The organism is Streptomyces sp. NPDC054786, assembly GCF_053611685.1.
The window spans coordinates 68,125-88,804 of the sequence record NZ_JBSHAW010000008.1; the positions used below are offsets into that span (position 1 = coordinate 68,125).

Here is a 20,680-nt window from a genome sequence, read left to right on the forward strand (position 1 = left end):
TGAGATCGGCCGGGCGTCAGCGCCCGGCGGCGGTCAGCATCACCAGCAGCGGTACGACGCGGTGGGCCGGTACCTCGTAGCGGCCACGGGCGGCCGTGTGCAGCCAGCCGGCGGCGGTGAGCTGCCGGAGGTGGTGGTAGATCTGGCCGGTCGTGCCCGTGTCGTCCAGCTCGGTGAGTTCGGCGGCGGTGCAGCGGCCGCCGAGGACCTCGCGCAGCAGCCGCAGCCGTACGGGCCGGCCGAGCGCCGCGAACTGCTCGGCGGCGGCCGCCCAGTCGGCGTCCAGCACGGTGTCGGTGGCCAGTCCGTACTGCCACTCGTAGCGCTGTCCGGCCGGTGTCCGTACGGCGCCGGTGAAGAGCACTCCGCCGTTGTCGGCGCCCAGCTCGGCGAGCTGGGCCTGCAGGCCGTGCAGGGCCCACAGGTCGTCGTCGGGCTCGCGCTCGGGCGGACGGGCGGCCGGACCGGCGGACCGCTCCAGAGCGGCCAGCCGTCGTTCCAGCTCGGCCACCCGCTGTTCGAGATCCATGGCGAGAGATTACGTAATTACGTAATTGCAGGCAAGGGCTCACCGGGAGGCCGGTGCGGATGCCCCGGAAACAGCCGAAACGGCCCGCCGGACGTACCGGCGGGCCGTTTCGGCTCAGGCTTCCCGGGCCACGGCCCGGAGGAGCTGACTACGCGATCAGCCCCGGGATCGTGGCCTCGTGCGCGTCCTTCAGCTCGCTCAGCGGGAGGCTGAACTGCCCCTGGACGTCGATCTCGTCGCCGTCGATCACACCGATCCGGGTGGCCGGCAGCCCCCGCGCACCGCACATGTCGGTGAAGCGGAGCTCCTCGCTGCGCGGCACGGCCACGACCGCCCGGCCGGCCGACTCGGAGAAGAGCAGCACGAAGGGGTCCAGCCCGTCGGGAACGACGAGGCGCGCACCCTTGCCGCCGCGCAGGCAGGACTCCACCAGGGCCTGGATCAGACCGCCGTCGGAGAGGTCGTGCGCGGCGTCGACCATGCCGTCGCGCGAGGCGGAGATCAGCACATCGGCCAGCAGCCGCTCGCGCTCCAGGTCGACCTTCGGCGGAAGACCACCGAGGTGATCGTGCACGACCTGCGACCACGCCGAGCCGCCCAGCTCCTCCCGGGTGTCACCCAGGAGGTAGATCAGCTGGCCCTCGTCCGCGAACGCGATCGGGGTACGGCGGTTCACATCGTCGATGACGCCGAGCACCGCGACGACCGGGGTCGGGTGGATCGCCACCTCGCCGGTCTGGTTGTAGAGCGACACATTGCCGCCGGTGACCGGCGTACCGAGGGTCTGGCAGGCGTCGGCGAGACCGCGGGTGGCCTCGGCGAACTGCCACATCACCGCCGGGTCCTCGGGCGAACCGAAGTTCAGGCAGTCGGAGACGGCCAGCGGCTTGGCGCCGGAGGCGGCGACATTGCGGTACGCCTCGGCCAGCGCCAGCTGCGCGCCCGCGTACGGGTCGAGCTTGGCGTAGCGCCCGTTGCCGTCCGTGGCGAGCGCGACACCGAGGTTGCTGTCCTCGTCGATGCGGACCATGCCGGCGTCCTCCGGCTGCGCGAGGACGGTGTTGCCCTGCACGAACCGGTCGTACTGGTCGGTGATCCACGCCTTGGAGGCCTGGTTGGGCGAGGCCACCAGCTTCAGGACCTGCGCACGCAGCTCGTCCGCGCCCGCCGGGCGGGGCAGCTTGGCCGCGTCGTCGGCCTGGAGGGCGTCCTGCCAGTCGGGCCGGGCGTAGGGGCGCTCGTAGACCGGGCCCTCGTGGGCGACGGTGCGCGGCGGCACGTCCACGATCTGCTCGCCGTGCCAGAAGATCTCCAGCTGCGAGCCGTCCGTCACCTCACCGATGACGGTCGCGATGACGTCCCACTTCTCGCAGATCTCCAGGAAGCGGTCGACCTTCCCGGGCTCGACGATCGCGCACATCCGCTCCTGCGACTCGCTCATGAGGATTTCCTCGGGCGAGAGGGAGGAGTCACGCAGCGGCACGGTGTCCAGCTCGACGCGCATACCGCCGGAGCCGGCCGAGGCCAGCTCGCTGGTGGCACAGGACAGCCCGGCACCGCCGAGGTCCTGAATGCCGTCGACCAGGTCTTCCTTGAAGATCTCCAGGGTGCACTCGATGAGCAGCTTCTCCTGGAAGGGGTCACCGACCTGCACGGCGGGGCGCTTGGTGGGCTTGGTGTCGTCGAAGGTCTCCGAGGCCAGCACGGAGACACCGCCGATGCCGTCGCCGCCGGTACGGGCGCCGTAGAGGATGACCTTGTTGCCCGCGCCGGACGCCTTGGCGAGGTGGATGTCCTCGTGCTTCATGACGCCGATGCAACCGGCGTTGACCAGCGGGTTGCCCTGGTAGCAGGCGTCGAAGACGACCTCACCACCGATGTTGGGCAGGCCCAGGCAGTTGCCGTAACCGCCGATGCCGGCCACCACGCCCGGCAGGACGCGCTTGGTGTCGGGGTGGTCGGCGGCGCCGAAGCGCAGCGGGTCCACGACGGCGACGGGGCGGGCGCCCATCGCGAGGATGTCGCGGACGATCCCGCCGACGCCGGTGGCCGCGCCCTGGTAGGGCTCGATGTACGAGGGGTGGTTGTGGGACTCCACCTTGAAGGTGACGGCGTAGCCCTGGCCGACGTCGACGACACCGGCGTTCTCGCCGATGCCGACGAGCAGCGCGTCGTTCTCGGGGGCCTTCTCGCCGAACTGCTTCAGATGGACCTTGCTGCTCTTGTAGGAGCAGTGCTCGGACCACATGACCGAGTACATGGCGAGTTCGGCGCCGGTGGGACGGCGGCCGAGAATCTCACGGATGCGCTGGTACTCGTCCTGCTTCAGGCCGAGTTCGGCCCACGGCTGGCCGGTGTCCGGCGTCTCGGCTGCGTGCTTGACGGTGTCGAGAGTCATGCCGCGCACCTTTCACTCGCTTCTCCGCCCGCGCGGCGCAGAGGTGCGGCATTCGTCTTCGGCTGCGGCCCGGCGGCCGCGCGTGCGTCGCTCATGCGTTGACCAGCTTCTTCAGGATCGAAGTGAAGAATCCGAGGCCGTCGGTACGGCCCGTACCGATCAGCGGCTCCACGGCGTGCTCGGGGTGCGGCATGAGGCCGACGACATTGCCCGCCTCATTGGTGATGCCGGCGATGTCGCGCAGCGAGCCGTTGGGGTTGCCGTCCAGGTAGCGGAAGGCGACCCGGCCCTCGGCCTCGAGCATGTCGAGCGTGCGCCCGTCGGCGACGTACCGGCCGTCGATGTTCTTCAGCGGGATGCTGATCTCCTGGCCGGACGCATAGTCCGACGTCCAGGAGGTCTCCGCGTTCTCCACCCGCAGCTTCTGGTCGCGGCAGATGAAATGCAGGTGGTTGTTGCGCAGCATGGCGCCGGGCAGCAGGTGGGTCTCGGTGAGCACCTGGAAGCCGTTGCAGATACCAAGGACCGGCATACCGGCCTTGGCCTGCTCGATCACGGTCTCCATCACCGGCGAGAACCGGGAAATGGCCCCGGCCCGCAAATAGTCGCCATAGGAGAAACCGCCGGGCAGCACCACGGCGTCGACCTGCTTGAGGTCCTTGTCGCGGTGCCACAGCGGCACCGCTTCGGCGCCGGCCACCCGGACGGCGCGCTGGGTGTCGCGGTCGTCGAGCGTGCCGGGGAAGGTAATGACTCCGATGCGCGAGGTCATGAGTCGACCCGCACGGTGAAGTCTTCGATGACGGTGTTGGCGAGGAAGGTCTCGGCCATCTCTTGGATGCGAGCGAGGGCGGCGTCGTCGACCGGACCCTCCACCTCAAGTTCGAAACGCTTGCCCTGACGGACGTCGGCGATCCCCTCGAAGCCCAGGCGTGGCAGTGCGCGCTGCACCGCCTGCCCCTGCGGGTCGAGGATCTCCGGCTTGAGCATGACGTCGACTACGACGCGTGCCACTGGCACTCCCGGTGGTGTGGTGCGTAAGGCGGTGTCCTCACAGTACCGTGTTCGAAAATCTACGCGCATAGATATACCGGGGGCCCGATCACGGTCCGGTATCGGAAGGAGTGCAGCTCAGGAAAAATTCTCGAAAAGATCCGGGGTCCGGATTGCGGGAAGACACGCTGACGAAATTAACTGGGCTTCACAATGCAATGCCCATCGCTGTACAAATGAAAAAGCATTGATCCCAATCAGCCGGATCCGGAGCATCACCCCACGTCAACAAGGGGTCGCTCCACGAAAGGACCGATATCCGTGGCGCAGCGCGTAGTAGTAACGCTCTCCGATGACATCGACGGAGGAGAAGCCGCAGAGACGGTCACCTTCGGATTGGACGGGAAGTCGTACGAGATCGACCTCAATCCCGCCAATGCGAAGAAACTGCGCGGCGCCCTCGCTCCGTTCGTCGAGGCCGGCCGCAAGCGGGCCAAGTCCGGCAAGGCCTACCACCGGACCGCGGTGAACCCCGATCCCGCGGCCGTCCGCGCCTGGGCCCGCTCCAACCAGATGGATGTCCCCCCGCGCGGCCGCATCCCCAAGAAGGTCTACGAGGCCTTCAACGCCGCCAACCACTAACCGACTTACGGGCGTCCCTCGGCCCGGGCGCAGCCGACTTGCACAGCACCCCTACTGATCAGCTAGAGTCTGGAGCACGCCGAGGGGCGAGGCCGAAAGGGCCGGACCTCACGGAGTCACGCGGGTGTAGCTCAGTAGTAGAGCGCCCTCTTTCCAAGAGGGAGGCGCAGTGTGCAATCCCTGTCACCCGCTCTGACAGTCTCGACCGGTCATTGGATCAGGTACAGTAGCTGTCGCGCCGCTCGGTGAAAGCCGAGTGGATGCCTGCGGACGTAGCTCAGTTGGTAGAGCGCAACCTTGCCAAGGTTGAGGTCGCGAGTTCGAGCCTCGTCGTCCGCTCAGAAAGAGAAGGCCCCGGTCATTGCGACCGGGGCCTTCTTCATTTACCGGCGATCGTGTCACTTCCTCCCGCTTCTTCCTCCTCTGCCTCCCCCTCCTCTTCCGGCGTTGGCAACTGACATTTGTCATCGGCTGCGATGACAGGTCGCACTGCCCGGAACCTTGATCCGGCGAAACGCTGGACTCATGAACATCGGGGAGAAAACCATCGCGGAGGCCGGCCGCGGCAGCGTCAGGAGCGCCGGCTCGCGCGCGAGTGTGATCGAGGTCACCGAACTCCGCAGGCGCTACGGCGCGGCCGGGCGGCGTGCGGAAAAGGAGGGGAAGCAGGGCGGGCGCGGCGGGCGGAGCCGGTCCGGCGCGCGGGAGAGTTATGAGGCCGTGAGCGGTATCGACTTCACCGTCGACCGAGGCGAGCTGTTCGCGCTCCTGGGGACCAATGGGGCGGGCAAGACCTCCACCCTCGAACTGCTGGAGGGCCTGGCCGCGCCCACCTCCGGACGGGTCCGGGTCCTCGGCCATGACCCGTTCCGTGAGCGGGGCAAGGTGCGGCCCCGGATCGGCGTCATGCTGCAGGAGGGCGGCTTCCCCTCCGAGCTGACGCCTGCGGAAACCCTGCGGATGTGGGCCGGGTGTACCAGCGGGGCGCGCCAGATCGAGGAAGTCCTCGGCACCGTGGGGCTGGACCGGCGCAGAGACGTCCGGGTCAAGCAGCTGTCCGGGGGCGAGCGCCGTCGGCTGGATCTCGCACTCGCGCTGCTGGGGAGACCCGAGGTGCTGTTCCTGGACGAGCCGACGACGGGGCTGGACACCGAAGCGCGCCATGCCACCTGGGAATTGGTCCGCGAGCTGCGGGACTCCGGGACCACGGTCGTGCTGACCACGCACTATCTCGAAGAAGCCGAGGAATTGGCGGACCGGCTGGCGATCTTGCACGACGGGCGGATAGCGGCAGCGGGACATGTCGCGGAGGTCGTGGCCGCGCATCCCGCGCACCTCTCCTTCGAGCTGCCCGACGGATTCCATCTCGGCGATCTGCCACCGCTGGGGGAACTGGGCGTCATCGGCCATGAGACGGCCGGGCGCACGGTCCGGCTGCGGACGGACGCACTGCAGCGGGCCGCGACCGGAGTGCTGGTCTGGGCGCAGGAGAAGGGGATAACGCTGCGCGGACTGGACGTCAGATCTGCGTCGCTGGAAGAGGCATTTCTGCACATCGCAAAGGGGCTGGAGAACAGATGAGTCCACGTACGAGCGCAGCCGTCAGCTATGAGCGGGCGAATATTCCCGCGGAAACCCGCACCGCCGGACGTCTACTCTCCCTGGGTCGGGCCGAGTTGACGCTTCTCGGCCGTAACAAGACCGTGCTGTACACGTCGCTGATCATCCCGATTGCCATGGCGTTCGCCATGAAACAGGCGGTCGGTTCGATGAACCTGGCCGGCACGGGGCTGTCGCTCGAAACGGTGCTGTTGCCCGCCACTCTCGGATACGTTCTGCTCTTTGCCGTCTACTCCAGCCTCACCGGCGCCTATGTCGCCCGGCGCGAGGAGCTGGTGCTCAAGCGCCTGCGCACCGGTGAACTGCGGGATCTGGAAATACTGGCCGGCACCGCGCTTCCCTCGGTACTGCTGGGCCTGGCGCAGTGCGCGCTCCTCGTCGTCCTCGGCAGTCCGGCGCTGGGCACCGGCCTGCCCCGCGCGCCGCACCTCCTGATTGCCGGAGTGGTGCTGGGCATGGTCGCGGTCGTCGGGGCCGCGGCGGCGTCCTCGGCCTTCGCGAAGTCGACCGAGGCCGCACAGCTGACCGTGCTGCCCTTCATGATGCTGTCGATGGCGGGCTCGGGGATGCTGGTCCCCTTGGACGTCCTTCCGGAGCATGTCGCCGGGTTCCTCGAATTCCTGCCGCTGTCACCGACGATGGAGCTGATACGGGCCGGCTGGACCGGCGGCGGGGATGTCCAGGAGACGCTGGGGCAGCTGGTCATCGGCTTGGCCTGGGCCGGGCTCGCGCTGTTTGCTGTGCAGCGGTGGTTCCGCTGGGAGCCGCGGCGCTAGCGACGCAGGGTGACCGGGACGACGGGGGGCAGCGGCGCATGATCGGACGGCTGCAGGCGATGTGGCGACGGCGGAGCCAGGTGGGCATGGTCGAGGCGTACTTCCGCTGGACTCTGTACGCCCTGCCCTGGCTTCCCGTGTTCGGCGGGGTGATGCCCGTCATGGGCAAGCCGGCGGGCGGCCCGTTGCCGGCCACCTTGGCCGCTGTCGCCACCGGACTGAATGTGGTTCAGTGCGTGCTGGCCGTCCCGCTGTTGAACCGGGCTCTGAACCGCTATCTGAAGCTGGGGGCGACGCCGCGCGGCCTGCTGCTCGTCTCGGGTGTGCTGACGCTCGCCGCCGAAATCGCGCTGTTCATACTGATCGCGGTCAACGGGATCACCGACAGGGAAAGCCTCGGCACCATGTCCCTGGCGGCCGGCGCCAGCCTCACACCGTTCTTCATGGCGCACTGCCTGGTGGTCTCCAAGCGGAGATTCCTGGCGACGCTGACCGGCGCCGCGATGGGACTCACCCTGCTGCTCGCCCTGTTCACGGGCCACTGGCTGGGCTCGCTGGCCCTGGCGTGTCTGCTGGTCGTCGCCGGCGTGTGGAGCCTGGCGATAGCGCGGCCCACGGGCTGGCTGCTCGGTGTGGTCCGGAAGCTGGATGCGGCGCGCAGTACCGAGAGCCGGCTCGCGGTCGCCGAGGAGCGGCTGCGGTTCGGCCGGGATCTGCACGATGTCATGGGGCGGAATCTTGCGGTGATCGCCCTGAAGAGCGAGCTGGCGGTCCAGCTGGCCCGGCGGGAGCGGCCGGAGGCAGTGGAGCAGATGGTGGAGGTGCAGCGGATCGCCCAGGAGTCCCAGCGGGAGGTACGGGAGGTGGTGCGCGGTTACCGGAAGGCCGATCTGCAGGCGGAGTTGGCGGGGGCCCGCTCCATCCTGCGGGCGGCCGGGGTGGACTGCCGTATCGACGGCGGGGAGGGGACGCGGCTGCCGCCGGAGGTGGAGTCGGCGCTCGGCTGGGTCGTACGGGAAGGCACCACGAACGTCCTGCGGCATGCCGCCGAGGTGCGGCACTGTGCGCTGCGGACCCGGATCGATCCGCACCGCTCGGTGCTCGTGATGACCATGGAGAACGACGGTGTCACCCCCCAGCCGGGCACGACCGGGACCGGCTCGCTGCCCGGCAACGGCCTCAAGGGGCTGCGGGAACGACTCCATCCCTTGGGCGGCACCCTGACGTCGGGTCCGGTCCTGAAGAGTTCCTACCGTCTGACGGTCGAGCTGCCGATGGAAGCGGTGGCGGGGTAGGGGCCCCCGGGGGGGACGGCACGGTGCGGGGAGGATTCGTGGTGGGCGGAGAGATGGGGTGACGGGTGAGCGACGGGGTGCGTGGCGAGGTGATCCGGGTGTTGCTCGCGGATGACGAGCATCTGATCCGTGGGGCGCTGGCGGCGCTGTTGTCGCTGGAGGACGATCTGCTGGTGGTGGCCGAGGCGGCGTCGGGGCCGGAGGCGCGGGCGATGGCCCGGGCGCACGGGCCGGATGTGGCGGTGCTGGATCTGCAGATGCCGGGGGCGGACGGTGTGGCGGTGGCCACATCCTTGCGCGGTGAGGTGCCGGGGTGCCGCTCCATGATCGTGACGAGTCATGGGCGGCCGGGGCATCTGAAGCGGGCGCTGGCGGCCGGGGTGCGAGGCTTTGTGCCGAAGACGGTGTCGGCGCAGCGGCTGGCGGAGATCATACGCACGGTCCATGCCGGAAACCGCTATGTGGACCCGGAGTTGGCGGCGGATGCGATCAGTGCCGGGGAGTCGCCGCTGTCGGTCCGGGAGGCGGAGGTGCTGGAATGCGCCGAGGACGGGGCGCCGGTCGCGGAGATCGCGGAGCGGGCGTCGCTGTCGCCGGGGACGGTACGGAACTACCTCTCGTCGGCGACCGCGAAGCTGGGCGCGGAGAACCGTCACGCCGCGGCGCGCCTCGCCCGCGAGCGAGGTTGGCTATAGTGGTGCCCGCACCGCGCGGCGGCGACTGATCCCAGGAGCCTTGCACGGAGCATGCGGACGTAGCTCAGTTGGTAGAGCGCAACCTTGCCAAGGTTGAGGTCGCGAGTTCGAACCTCGTCGTCCGCTCAGAAGGAGAAGGCCCCGTCCGGCAGCGATGCCGGACGGGGCCTTTTCGTGTGCCCCGGGCGGTGGCTGCGGGCCGGGTGCCGGTTCTCCGGCTCGGGTGCGGACCCGGGCCGGAGGGGGCTCATGACCAGCTGAGACCCGTGAGGCGCTCGTAGGCCTCGACGTACTTGGCGCGGGTGCTCTCGACGATCTCGTGCGGGAGGGCGGGCGGCGGCAGCTCGCCCGTACGGTCCCAGGCCGCGGCGGGGGAGGTCAGCCAGTCGCGGACGAACTGCTTGTCGAAGGACGGCTGGGCGCGGCCCGGCTGCCACAGGTCGGCGGGCCAGAAGCGCGAGGAGTCGGGCGTCAGGACCTCGTCGGCCAGGGTCAGCTGCTCACCGTCGAAGCCGAACTCGAACTTGGTGTCCGCCAGGATGACGCCGCGCTCACGGGCGATGTCGCGGGCCCGGCCGTAGACGGCAAGGGTCGTCTGCCGCAGCTGGGCGGCCACATCGGCGCCGACCTCGTGGACGACCTCCTCGTAGGAGACGTTCTCGTCGTGGTCGCCGACGGCGGCCTTGGTGGCCGGGGTGAAGATCGGCGCGGGGAGCTCGGAGCCGTCGACGAGGCCTTCGGGGAGGGCCAGCCCGCAGACCGTACGTGTCTGCCGGTATTCGGCGAGGCCGGAGCCGGTGAGGTAGCCGCGGGCCACACACTCGACGGGGACCATCCGCAGCGACTTGCAGACCAGGGTGCGGCCCTCCCAGTCGGCGGGAGCGCCGGCCGGGACGTCGGTGGAGAGGACGTGGTGGGGGGCCAGGTCGACGAGCTGCTCGAACCACCACAGGGACAGCTGGGTGAGGATGCGGCCCTTTTCGGGGATCTCGGTGGGCAGCACCCAGTCGTAGACGGAGGTGCGGTCGCTGGCGACCATGATCAGGTCGCCGGCGGCGTTCTGGTAGAGGTCGCGCACCTTGCCGGTGTGAAGGTGGGTGAGCCCGGGAACCTCCACCGGCTCAGGCTTTTCTACAAAACCGGGCACGCTTCCTCCGCGTAGGTTGATCCAGGAGTCATACCGATTCTCCCTTACGCGGGCCGGAGGTGACGGACGGGGGCCGGGTACGCCGTGGAGGCGGGCGTCAGACGGTGGGGCGGGTGCCCCGGCGGGCGATCAGCGCGAGGGTGGCCGCGGCCGGGACGACCGCCGCGAGCAGCACCGTGGCCGGGGCGAACGGGCCGGTGAGCAGCGTGATCGCGTACGGGGTGCAGAAGCCCAGGTAGCACAGGGCCCAGAAGCGGGCGGTGAAGCGGGCCAGCCCGTCCGGGGGTGCAAGGGCGGCGACCTCGGTGAGGCCGTACGCCACACACAGTCCGTATCCCGCGCCGAGTACGGCGGCGGCGAGCAGCGCGGCATCGGGCCGTATGCGGGCGACGGCGAAAGCGGCCAGGAGCAGGCCGAGGATGACGGCGGCCAGACCGGCGACGGCGGTGGCGATGCGGTGCCGGGCCGCGAGGCGCCGGGCGAGGGGCGCGACGAGCAGGCCGGTGCCGGGGGTGACGGCGGTGATGATGCCGGCGTACACGGTCTGCCAGCCGGTGAGCCCGGCATCGACCAGCCCGGGGAGGGTGGCGAGGGCGATGCTGGGCGCGACGAACACCCAGGGGGCGACGGGGGCGACCAGACGGCGGAAGGCGGTGGCGGGGGCGGTGGCGGTGGCGGGGGCGGTGGCGGGGGCGGTGGACGGTTCCGCCGCAGGGCCGTACGGCGCGGGGGCCCGTACCTCCGTCGAGCCGGCCGCAGGGGCCGGCGCCGTCGCGGGCGCGTCGGATGCCGGGGCCGCCGGCCGGCCGCCGGGGCGGGCGGTCTCCGGTGCGCGGGCCGCCAGGAGCGCGGCGGCCAGGGAGAGGACGAGGTGGGGCAGGTACGCCGTGAGCATGGGCGCCGGGGCCCACTGGGCTGTCAGCGCCGCCACCAGCCCGCCGGTGGCGAAGCCCGCGGAGAGGAAGAGGCCCGAACGGCGGGCCGCTGCACCGCCCGTGGAGTGGGTGTCGTACGGAGGTGAGGACAGCTCCTTGATCCAGGCGCTGCCGGCGCCGAGCAGCGCACCGGCGCCGATGCCGGTCAGAAAACGGCCGGGCCACAGCAGGCCGGTGACCACCGAACCCGCCATCAGCAGTCCGGTCGCCAGCGCGGAGAGCCCGAGCGCGGCGAGGACGACGGGGCGGCGGCCGCGGCGGTCGGCGGCCGGGCCGCCCAGCAGCAGGCCGGGGATCAGGCCCAGGACATAGACGCCGAAGAGGGCGGTGGTCGTCGCCGCGGTCAGTCCGAGGTCGGAGTGGTAGGCACCGAGGAGGGCGGAGAACTGGTTGGCGCTCCAGCCCGAGGCGGTCATCACCCAGCCGGTGCGCAGCCAGTGGCGGTGCAGGAGCGGGTGGCGGCCGGTGGGGGGTGCCGTGGTCGTCATGGAAGGGGTTTGTACGGGCTGCGCGGGCGGTGGCGCTTCCCCCGTTCAGGAAATGTGAACGGACCCGGCGGCGGCGCGGGTCCGGAATTATCGTGGGCCGCATGGATCTGCGGCGGCTCTCCTCGTTTCTTGCCGTGGTCGAGGAGGGGCACTTCGGGCGGGCGGCGGCCCGGCTGTTTCTGTCGCCCGCAGCGGTGACCGGGCATGTGCAGCAGCTGGAGCGGGAGTTCGGCGCCGCGCTGCTGGAGCGCGGCCCCGTGGTGCCGACCGCGGCCGGGCGACGGCTGGTCTCCCACGCCCGTACGCTGCTCGCCGCCGCCAACGCCGCCATGGACGATGTGGCGGAAGCGGCCCGGGAAGCGGCGCCGAGCCGGCCGCTGCGGGTAGGCGTCATGGGGCACGGATCGGCCGAGGTGACCCCGGCCGCGGTCAGCGCCTTCCGCCGGGCGCGGCCCGAAGTCCCGTTGTCACTGGTCCAGTTGACCTTTACCGAGCACTGCAGTGCGCTGCGTGAGGACCGGGTGGACGTGGCGTTCGTGCGGCCGGTGTTCCAGAGCGAGGGGATAGCGGTCGATGTGCTGACGACCGAGCAGCGGATCGTGGTGGTGCCGGCGGCGTCCGGGCTCGCGGCGGCGGCGCGGGAGGGGGTGCGGCTGGCGGACATCATCGACCTGCCGTATCTGCGGCTGCCTCCGCACACGCCCCGGCCCTTCACCGACTACCTCTACTTCGACGAGGGCGCACGCCGCAGTCCCGACTGCGCCCTGACCCCGCACGACTGCCTGACGAGCGTGGCGGCGGGGCGGGGCGCGGGCTCGGCGCTGAAGTCGTTTGCGCGCTACTACCCCTGGCCGGGCACGGCGTACGTGCCGGTGCTGGACGCGCCGTGGGCGCACAGCGTGCTCGCCACTCGCGCCGGGGACCCCAATCAGGAGGTGCGGATCTTCCGGGCGCTGACGGTCGCACTGGCACGGGAGTTGGGGCCGCGCGCGGCGCGCTAGCGGGCGGGCACGGCACGGCACGGCACGGCACGGCACGGCACGGCACGGCGAAACGAACGGCGGGCGCGGTCAGTCGCGTTTGCAGATGCGGTCGAGGAGGTTGGCGGTGGCGCGCTGGACGCGCTCGTCGACATGGCCGGGGCGGTCGAGAGCGGGGGACCAGGCGAAGGTGCCGGAGGCGAAGACCCAGGCGCCGCTGGGGGCGCGGTAGAGCGAGGTCTCCTGATGGCGGCGGGCGCCTTCGCTGTCGCGGTAGGGGGAGTGGGCGAGCAGGATGCGGCGGGTGTGCTCGGGGAGGCTGGTGCGCGGGAAGTAGCGGTCGGCCTCGCCGGCGACCAGGCCCGGGAGCTCGTCGCCTTCGTGGGCGCCGGTGGCATCCCACAGCCAGTGCTCACCGTTGCGGACGACCATGGGGGCCGGCTCGGGGACTCGGCCGGCGTACTGGATGCCCATCAGCCGTTGTTCGGGGTTCCCCAACTCCCGCCAGAGCGCGGGGCGTCCGGGGCCCTGGCGCTTGCGGCAGTGGAGCAGGGCGTCCGGGCCCGAGGGCGACGGCGAGAGTTCGACCTGCCAGTACATGGTGTTGGCGGAGAGGAAGACGAGGGAGGTGCCGGCGTCGCGGGCGCGCTCGACCGTACGGCGCATGGGCACCGACCAGTACTCGTCATGGCCGGGGAAGACCAGGCCGCGGTAGCGGGACGGGTCGACGCGGCCGGCGTGCAGATCGCGGGCGTCGGCGTAGGCGAGGTCGTAGCCGTAGCGCTCGGCCCAGCGGATGAAGTCGTAGGCATGGCCGACATGGAGGGGCAGTCCGGCGCCGGCGTAGGGGCGGTCGAAGGAGACGGTGGTGGCGGCGTCCCCTTCGCCCAGCAGGGCGCCCTCCTCGTCCCAGGCGTGATAGAGGCTGGCGCCGGTCCGGCCGTCCTCCGGGTAGAGGTTGTAGGCCTGCCAGGTGATGTCGGGCAGCAGCAGGAGGAGGTCGGCGGGCTGGTTGTCGCGGACCGTGAACGGGATGTGCGAGCGATAGCGGCCGTCGGCGGTGGTCAGCACCGCGACATAGGCGCCGAGCTGCCAGTACGTGGGGACCTGGAGGCGCCAGGACAGCCACCAGTGGTGGCAGGAGGCCGTGCGGTCGGCCGTCAGCGGGGGCGGCTGGACGATGCCGGCCAGACGGGGGCTGTTGGCGATCTTGGAGGCGCCGGCGCCCGCGTAATGGCCGATGCGGTAGATGTCGATGTTGAACGGCTGGGGCGGATCGACCGAGACACGGAAGTCGATGGCTTCGCCGGGGGCCACCGCGCCGGGGCCGGCGAAGCCCTTGATCTGACGGTGGACGTCATCGGCGGTACGCGGGCCGTTGTGCTTGCTGGGTACGGGCACCCGCAGATCGCCCTGGGCGACGGCGGGGTCGACGTACCAGGGAATGATGCGGCCGGAGTCGAAGTAGCTCTCGCTGTCGCGCAGCCAGGGCAGCGGGCCCTGCCCGAACGGGTCCGTGACCGCGTGGGCGAGCGCGCCCGACTCCCAGCGCCTGATCTGATCCGTGGCCACCTTCCACTCCCCTCCCGCATCCCCCATCGGCCGCGGCCGATCGAGCCGGTGCTGCGTCCGGCCGGGCGAACCCGGCCGGCCATCCCCCAGCACATCACATTACGCACTCACTTCGTCACCCTTCGTCGTGAATTTAGAGGGCACCGCCCCCGAAATGCGAACTGGAAGGGAACATTCAGCCGGTGGTGCGGGAGGCCCGGGACGAGGATCCCGGCTCCCGCCCGGCGGATAAGTACGGCTTTCCGGTCATACCAGCCGGACCGGCTTCTCGGGGCGTACGCCCACCGTCGTCAGCCAGCCGCGGAGCGGCTCCGCATCGCCGTCGTCGACCAGGCTGAGCACCGGACGGCCGAGGTCGGCGCGACGGGCGCCGTCGACCAGCAGCGCCGGACCGTCGAGCCAGTCCAGGCCCGGGGCGGCACCGGCGGTGTCGACGGCGGCGCAGCAGACCATGGCGGTGACGTGGTCGGCCAGGAGTTCGCGGCCCGTACGGGGCGGCTGCAGCGGGAACAACGGGAGGCCGCCCTCGGAGACCATGCCGTCGCCCCAGGCCACGCCGATGGTGGCGTCCTGCGCCGAGCTGCCGCGGGCGACCTGGCGGGCCGCTTCCTCGCGCTCCTCGCGCTCGACCTCCGCGCCCAGCCGGGCGGCGACCAGATCGCCCGCCTGCTCGCCCTGGGCGAGCCGGTCGATGACGCGGGCCAGCGTCGGGCCCGGGGCCGGGGCGGCCGGCCGGTCGTCGCGCCGGCCGGCGGACGGCGGGCCGCCGGCGGGGCGGTCCGCCGGGTGGTGACCTGCGGGCGTACGGGTGGCGGAGCGGGCGTACGAGAGGGGCGGGGCGGAGGCCGGGTCCGGGGCCGCCGGCGTGGGCGGGGCCGCCGGGAGCGCGGTCGCCGGGAGGTTGTCGAGGACGCGGTGGAGACGGGCGGCCTCCAGCCGCCACTTCCGGTCCACGACCTCTTCCGGGTACTGGCTCCAGCCGACCGGCGACCAGTCGGGTCCGGGCTCGGCCGGACCGCCGTGGAAGAGCCGGGCGGCCAGCAAGGAGGCGGCGCGGTCGATGGCGCCCGGCTCCTCCAGGAGGTCGCAGGCGGGGCGCTCGCCGAGACGGGAGGCGAAGCCGTTGGCGAGGCGGTCGCGGCGGGAGAGTTCGGTGAGCGCGGAGACCACACCGGCGTCCAGCCGGGAGGGCCAGCGGCCCATCCGCCAGGCGGGCAGCGCGACCCGGGTCAGCAGCCGGTCCCAGCCCGCGTAGGCGAGGCCGACCTGCTCCTGGGCGACGATCCGCAGGCCGTAGTCGACGTTCTGCGCGCGCTCGGAGGCGGCGGCCGCGACGGCACGTTCCATGATCGTGGCGTGTTCGCGGCCGGCGCGCAGCAGCAGTCGCGCCACCCTGCCGACGAAACGGAGCGGGAGGGCGCGCAGCGGACCCCGGGCGCGGGCCGATACGGCTACGGCGGCGTCCAGGCCGCGGATGAAGCGGCGCGCGGCGGCTATATCGGGGTGGGCGGACGGGCCGGTGCCGGCGACGACCGGGGCCAGCAGGGCACGCAGTTCGGCGACCCGCATCCACCACAGGAACGGTGAGCCGATGACCAGGACGGGTGCCTCGGGGGCCCGGCGTCCTTCACCGGTCGCCGCTCCCCCGCCGCGCGGCGGGCCGTGGGCGCGGTGGGTACGGTCCTCCAGCCAGCTGTCGCAGTCCGGCGTGAGCGCTATGGCCGAGGGCGCCGGGACCTCCAGCCGGTCGGCGAGATCGCGGACGAGACGGTAGAGGTCGGGGGCCGACTTCTCGGAGATCGGCACGGACGGGCTGAGCGCGGGTCTGGCGCGCGCGACGACGGCGGTGACCAGCGCGGCCAGCAGAAGGCTGAGCGCCGCGAGGCCGCCGGCGATCCAGCGGGCAAGGTCCCAGCCGGTGCCCGCGCCGAGATGGCCGGTCGCCCGGCCGGCGAACAGCACCACGGCCACGGCCGCCGGCAGCAGTGCAACGGCCAGCGCCGTGCTGCGGATCCGCAGCACGGCAAGGGCGCGGGCACGCGCCGCCAGGACGCCTGTTTCCGGACTTGCCACGAGCCTGTACACCCCCTGCTGTCCTGAAGGAGCCGGACGGAGAGAACACGGGACGGACGTACGAGAATTGCGCGGTGAGTGGAGCGCTCGCACTCCACCACCACTGTGGCACCGGCCACTGACATCGCAATGCCGGTGAGCCACTTGCCGGACGTCGCCATGGCAACCGGGCCGGATTCCGGCCCGGCGACCACAGGACGCTTGCGCGGCACCCTAGTTGGGGGTGTGGGCCTCGTCAGCCGTATACCTGGTGCGGTCACTCGATGGAATGGCTTTGGGGAAAGCCGGGAACCGGTGCCGGGCGGGTGTGGGCCATGGGCACTCCGGCCGGGTCTGCACCTATAGGACTGGGGCATATGTCACGGTATGCGGCACATGCCCCAGCAGAGATGTCACAGACCGCAGCGGGCGCGCCGAGCGCGTCCGCGCGCCCCGCACGTGCCGAGCCCCGCCCGGCGGACCACCGCCGGACGGGTCCCGGGAGAAGCCCTAGGCGCCCTGCGCCTCCGCCGCCTCGTCCGCGACCTTGGCGGCGATGTCCGTACGGTGCTGCGAGCCGTCCAGGGAGATCCGGCCGACGGCGCGGTAGGCGCGCTGCCGGGCGGTGGTGAGGTCGGAGCCGGTGGCGGTGACGGACAGCACCCGGCCGCCCGCGCTGAGCACCGCGCCGGAGTCGTCGCGCTGGGTGCCGGCGTGCAGGACGTACGCCTTGGGGCCGTCCTGCTCCGCGACGTCGGCGAGGCCGTCGATCGGGTCGCCGGTGCGCGGGGTGTCCGGGTAGTTGTGGGAGGCGATGACGACGGTGACCGCCGCGCCGTCGCTCCAGCGCAGCGGCGGGAGGGTGGCGAGGGTTCCGGTGGCCGCGGCGTGCAGCAGACCGGCGAGCGGAGTCCTGAGGCGGGCGAGGACGACCTGGGTCTCCGGGTCGCCGAAGCGCGCGTTGAACTCGATCACGCGCACTCCGCGGGAGGTGATCGCCAGGCCCGCGTAGAGCAGCCCGGAGAAGGGGGTGCCGCGGCGGCGCAGCTCGTCGACGGTGGGCTGCAGGACGGTGGCCATGACCTCGTCGACCAGCTTGGGGTCGGCCCAGGGCAGCGGGCTGTAGGCACCCATGCCGCCGGTGTTGGGGCCCTGGTCGCCGTCGTAGGCGCGCTTGAAGTCCTGGGCGGGCTGCAGCGGGACGACGGTCTCGCCGTCGGTGACCGCGAAGAGGGAGACCTCGGGTCCGTCGAGGAACTCCTCGATGACCACCCGGTCGCAGGCCAGGGCGTGCGCACGGGCCGCCTCGACGTCCTCGGTGACCACGACGCCCTTGCCGGCCGCCAGACCGTCGTCCTTGACGACGTACGGAGCGCCGAAGGCGTCGAGGGCCACGTCGACCTCGGCCGGGGTGGTGCAGACGTAGCTGCGGGCGGTGGGGACGGCCGCGGTGGCCATCACGTCCTTGGCGAAGGCCTTGGAGCCCTCCAGCTGGGCGGCCTGGGCCGAGGGGCCGAAGACCGGGATGCCGCGGTCGCGCACGGCGTCCGCGACGCCCGCGACCAAGGGGGCCTCGGGACCGACGATGACCAGGTCGGCCTGCAGGCCGGCGGCGAGTTCGGCGACGGCCGCGCCGTCGAGGGCGTTGACCCCGTGCAATTCGGCCACCTCGGCGATGCCGGCGTTGCCGGGAGCGCAGTGCAGCGCGGTGACGTCGGGGTCGAGGGACAGAGAGCGGCACAGGGCGTGTTCGCGGGCGCCGCCGCCGATGACGAGGACCTTCACGGTGGCAGCCTAGACGAGAGCCCGGGGCGGCCGGACGTCGGCCGGGCCCGGGCGGCGAACGGACCCGGTGCGGCTGGAAACCGTGCGTCGCCGCGGTGGCAACTCTTTCGGGTGAGATACCCGGTGGCCTTATATCCGATCCCGCACCACTTCCGGGCGGAAAGCGCGTGATCGTGGGGCCGACGCCAGCCGTTCGGCGGTAGGAAGGGGGCTGTGCGCAACGGCCGTCTCGTACGTCACGCATGCACCGCAGGTATCCGTGGAGAGCTATAGAGAGGGAGTGCACGGGTGAGTCATCCGGAGAGGCAGCCCGAGGGGCCCCCTCGGGAGGGCGGCAGCCCCACTCGGGAGAGCGGCAGCCGCGAGCGCGGCCGCAGGGATCTCGCGGGGCGGGTCTTTCCGCTCGGCGACTGGGGGGAACCGGCCGACCGCCTGGACGCGCTCTATCTCTGGACCGAGGAGGGCGCGCTGCGCAGCGCCGACTGGTATCTGCGCGGCCGGCTGGCCAAGCGCCGCGGCGCGCGGGCGCTACGGCTGGGGGCCGCCGGCGGAGTGACGGTGGGCGGGGCGCTCCCGCTGCTGGATCTGGCCGGGATCTGGGAGGGCGGGGCCCCCTGGGGCTGTCTGTCGCTGCTGCTGGCGGCGGTGTGTGTGGGCTGCGACCGGTATTTCGGAGTGACCGTCGGCTGGATGCGGGACCTGGCGACCGCCCAGGCGATTCACCGGCGGCTGGAGGCGCTGCAGTTCGACTGGGCGGTGGAGAGTGTGCGCGAGGTGCTCGGGCCGGCCGAGGGCACGGCGGGTGAGGCGGCGGAGCGCTGTCTGGGCGTGCTGCGGCGGTTCAACGAGGATCTCGGGGAGCTGGTGCGGGCCGAGACGGCCGACTGGATGGCGGAGTTCCGGGCCGGTCCGGTGCCGCAGGCTACCCAGTCGATCGTGCCGTGGGCGGCGGCACGGCAGGAGGGTGCGGGGCAGCCGGCGCGGTTCCCGCTGCCGCCGCCCGGTACGCGCCCGAACATGCCGCGGCAGCGGCCGCCGGAATCACCGCGCTGACCGCCGGCCGCCGGAGCCGCCACCCCGGAAGCGCGACCTCACCGGCACGGCGGGGCGGAAGCGGCCGGGGTGCACCGGTACGGAGGGCAAGAGTGACCGGGATGCACCGGACCGGTACGGGCGGGAGCGGCGGGGGCGTGCTCCCCTGCCGCTCCCGCCCGCGCCGGTCCGGTATCAGCTGAAGACGATCATGGAGCCCTGGCCCAGGCTCCGGGTGGCGGCGGCGTGCAGGCCGAGCCATACGTGCCGCTCCCGGGCGAACGGGCTGTCGTCCAGGGGTACCGCGCCCGCCCGCTCCTCCAGAGAGGTGGGGCCGGCCGGCGGTGCGGGGGCGGCCGGCGGATTGGCCGGATCGATACCGAGGGATGGCGCAACCAGTTCGAGGTCACGCAGCAGGCCGTGCGAGGAGCCCAGCGGGCCGCCGCCCTCCAGCAGTTCGTCGTTGGCGAGCGGGTGCGGGAAGTCGACCGGGACGTAGGCGCCTGCATGGTCGTAGTGCCACACCAGATGGGACTGCTGCGCGGTGGCCTCGAACATCTCCAGCAACTGCTCGTAATCACCGCCCAGTTCGTCGACCGGTGTCACCTCCAGGCCGCACAGCCGCAGCAGGTAGGCGCGACGCAGGAAGTGCAGTGCGTCGTAGTCGAAGCCGGCGACGGGAGCGACGTCACCGGACAGGCCGGGCATATAGCTGAAGACCGGGACCGGTGGCAGGCCCGCTTCCGTCAGGGCCTTGTCGTAGGCGGCGATCTCTTCGGAGAACGGGTTGTCGGGGCTGTGGCACAGCACATCGACGAGGGGTACCAGCCACAGGTCACATGCCACGAGTGAGGGCTCGCTTCCGGTCGGGAACAGGGACGCCGGCGCACGTACAGCTACGGGTACGGCCCATTACGGCCGATGGTCGGGACAGCGTAGTGCTAGCCGCGCGTTCCGACGAGAGCGAGGGAGTGCTCGTTGTACTCGGCGATCAGCCGCTGGGCCGCGGGCAGGTCGTGCTGGAGCAGTGCCTCGGCCAACGCGCTGTGACCCTGCCACAGATGCCCCCGGAGGTCGGCCTCGCGGCGCAGCAGCGGCACCGCGAACATCCAGGTCTGGACGCGGATCCGGTCCAGGAAGTCACTGATGTAGGCGTTGTTCACCATGCTGCTCAGCTCGCGCCAGAACCGCAGGTCGTAGCCGATCAGGACGTCCAGGTCGCCGCCCCGCGCGGCCCGTTCGGCCTCGTCGGCGCGGCGCCGGATGGAGATCAGCACCTCGGCGGGGGTGTCCCGCAGCGCCCGGTCGGCGCCGCTGCGGAAGATGCCCTCGATGACCAGGGTCCGGGCCTCGACCATGGCGCGGAAGTCGTCGGCGGTGAAGGCGTGCACCTTGAAGCCGCGGTGCTGTTCGACATCGAGCAGGCCCTGCGCGCACAGGTCGAGCAGCGCCTCGCGCACCGGGGTGGCGGAGACGCCGTACTGCTCGGCGATCTCCTTGACGGTGAAGGGGTGGCCGGACGGCAGCCGGCCGGCCAGGACCTCGTCACGCAACGCGTCGGCGATCTGCTGGCGCAGGGTGCTGCGTCGTATGACTGAGCTGTCTCCGACGGCGGCCATCGTTGCGTCTCCTTCGACGTCCCTGACCGCGCAGAGGGGTGCGGGGCCCCCCCCCCCACCGCGAGGGGCGCGACCCGCGGCGGGTCGAGCGATCGACGGGGGCGCGGGGGGCGGGCGCCGCG

General features: G+C 71.8%; 18 protein-coding genes and 3 tRNA genes. 10 read left to right on the forward strand and 11 right to left on the reverse strand.

The genetic code is table 11. The features are described 5' to 3' along the window. Positions 1–16: 16 nt before the first annotated feature. From ACWGI6_RS09265 to purS, 4 genes are all read right to left on the reverse strand, one after another. Complete coding sequence (locus ACWGI6_RS09265; RefSeq protein ID WP_453266909.1) at positions 17–529, reverse strand: ArsR family transcriptional regulator; 513 nt, start codon at positions 527–529, stop codon at positions 17–19. Between the two features lie 148 nt (positions 530–677). After that, complete coding sequence (gene purL / locus ACWGI6_RS09270; protein ID WP_453266910.1) at positions 678–2,927, reverse strand: phosphoribosylformylglycinamidine synthase subunit PurL; 2,250 nt, start codon at positions 2,925–2,927, stop codon at positions 678–680. 91 nt (positions 2,928–3,018) lie between these two features. Further along, positions 3,019–3,699, reverse strand: coding sequence for a phosphoribosylformylglycinamidine synthase subunit PurQ (purQ, locus tag ACWGI6_RS09275; protein ID WP_393909389.1), 681 nt, complete (start codon positions 3,697–3,699; stop codon positions 3,019–3,021). Next, positions 3,696–3,941, reverse strand: a complete 246-nt coding sequence (gene purS, locus ACWGI6_RS09280; RefSeq protein WP_030086196.1) for a phosphoribosylformylglycinamidine synthase subunit PurS — start codon at positions 3,939–3,941, stop codon at positions 3,696–3,698. Before purS ends, purQ begins: the two co-directional genes overlap by 4 nt. Before the next feature lie 300 nt (positions 3,942–4,241). On the opposite strand from purS, the gene ACWGI6_RS09285 reads away from it, so the two are divergent. From ACWGI6_RS09285 to ACWGI6_RS09320, 8 genes are all read left to right on the forward strand, one after another. Further along, positions 4,242–4,562 (forward strand): histone-like nucleoid-structuring protein Lsr2, encoded by a 321-nt coding sequence (locus ACWGI6_RS09285; RefSeq protein ID WP_030086195.1) that lies wholly within the window; start codon positions 4,242–4,244, stop codon positions 4,560–4,562. A gap of 120 nt (positions 4,563–4,682) precedes the next feature. After that, positions 4,683–4,754, forward strand: a tRNA-Gly gene (locus tag ACWGI6_RS09290). A 74-nt stretch (positions 4,755–4,828) separates the two neighbouring features. Beyond that, positions 4,829–4,901 (forward strand) — tRNA-Gly (locus tag ACWGI6_RS09295). A 186-nt stretch (positions 4,902–5,087) separates the two neighbouring features. Next, positions 5,088–6,143, forward strand: a complete 1,056-nt coding sequence (locus tag ACWGI6_RS09300; RefSeq protein ID WP_453266911.1) for an ABC transporter ATP-binding protein — start codon at positions 5,088–5,090, stop codon at positions 6,141–6,143. Continuing rightward, positions 6,140–6,958, forward strand: a complete 819-nt coding sequence (locus tag ACWGI6_RS09305; RefSeq protein WP_453266912.1) for an ABC transporter permease — start codon at positions 6,140–6,142, stop codon at positions 6,956–6,958. Before ACWGI6_RS09300 ends, ACWGI6_RS09305 begins: the two co-directional genes overlap by 4 nt. A gap of 38 nt (positions 6,959–6,996) precedes the next feature. Beyond that, on the forward strand, positions 6,997–8,253 hold the full coding sequence (locus ACWGI6_RS09310) for a sensor histidine kinase (protein ID WP_453266913.1): 1,257 nt from the start codon (positions 6,997–6,999) through the stop codon (positions 8,251–8,253). A gap of 65 nt (positions 8,254–8,318) precedes the next feature. Beyond that, positions 8,319–8,948: a response regulator transcription factor gene (locus ACWGI6_RS09315; RefSeq protein ID WP_393909393.1), complete on the forward strand. Its 630-nt coding sequence runs from the start codon at positions 8,319–8,321 to the stop codon at positions 8,946–8,948. A gap of 53 nt (positions 8,949–9,001) precedes the next feature. Continuing rightward, positions 9,002–9,074 (forward strand) — tRNA-Gly (locus ACWGI6_RS09320). Between the two features lie 121 nt (positions 9,075–9,195). Here ACWGI6_RS09320 and ACWGI6_RS09325 read toward each other — a convergent pair. Together ACWGI6_RS09325 and ACWGI6_RS09330 are read right to left on the reverse strand one after the other, a co-directional pair. Next, on the reverse strand, positions 9,196–10,095 hold the full coding sequence (locus ACWGI6_RS09325; protein WP_393909394.1) for a phosphoribosylaminoimidazolesuccinocarboxamide synthase: 900 nt from the start codon (positions 10,093–10,095) through the stop codon (positions 9,196–9,198). 97 nt (positions 10,096–10,192) lie between these two features. Further along, complete coding sequence (locus ACWGI6_RS09330) at positions 10,193–11,518, reverse strand: MFS transporter (protein WP_453266914.1); 1,326 nt, start codon at positions 11,516–11,518, stop codon at positions 10,193–10,195. Between the two features lie 101 nt (positions 11,519–11,619). Between ACWGI6_RS09330 and ACWGI6_RS09335 the strand changes: the two genes are divergently transcribed. Next, positions 11,620–12,519, forward strand: coding sequence for a LysR family transcriptional regulator (locus ACWGI6_RS09335; protein ID WP_453266915.1), 900 nt, complete (start codon positions 11,620–11,622; stop codon positions 12,517–12,519). A 69-nt stretch (positions 12,520–12,588) separates the two neighbouring features. On the opposite strand, the gene ACWGI6_RS09340 is transcribed toward ACWGI6_RS09335, so the two are convergent. From ACWGI6_RS09340 to purD, 3 genes are all read right to left on the reverse strand, one after another. Further along, complete coding sequence (locus ACWGI6_RS09340) at positions 12,589–14,070, reverse strand: N,N-dimethylformamidase beta subunit family domain-containing protein (protein ID WP_453266916.1); 1,482 nt, start codon at positions 14,068–14,070, stop codon at positions 12,589–12,591. A gap of 246 nt (positions 14,071–14,316) precedes the next feature. Next, positions 14,317–16,143, reverse strand: a complete 1,827-nt coding sequence (locus ACWGI6_RS09345) for a hypothetical protein (RefSeq protein WP_453266917.1) — start codon at positions 16,141–16,143, stop codon at positions 14,317–14,319. A gap of 489 nt (positions 16,144–16,632) precedes the next feature. Continuing rightward, positions 16,633–17,907, reverse strand: coding sequence for a phosphoribosylamine--glycine ligase (gene purD / locus ACWGI6_RS09350; RefSeq protein WP_453266918.1), 1,275 nt, complete (start codon positions 17,905–17,907; stop codon positions 16,633–16,635). A 288-nt stretch (positions 17,908–18,195) separates the two neighbouring features. On the opposite strand from purD, the gene ACWGI6_RS09355 reads away from it, so the two are divergent. Continuing rightward, positions 18,196–18,960: an SLATT domain-containing protein gene (locus tag ACWGI6_RS09355; RefSeq protein ID WP_453266919.1), complete on the forward strand. Its 765-nt coding sequence runs from the start codon at positions 18,196–18,198 to the stop codon at positions 18,958–18,960. 174 nt (positions 18,961–19,134) lie between these two features. On the opposite strand, the gene ACWGI6_RS09360 is transcribed toward ACWGI6_RS09355, so the two are convergent. After that, positions 19,135–19,785, reverse strand: a complete 651-nt coding sequence (locus ACWGI6_RS09360; protein WP_393909401.1) for a hypothetical protein — start codon at positions 19,783–19,785, stop codon at positions 19,135–19,137. 95 nt (positions 19,786–19,880) lie between these two features. Then, positions 19,881–20,558, reverse strand: a complete 678-nt coding sequence (locus ACWGI6_RS09365) for a GntR family transcriptional regulator (RefSeq protein ID WP_453266920.1) — start codon at positions 20,556–20,558, stop codon at positions 19,881–19,883. Positions 20,559–20,680: the final 122 nt, after the last annotated feature.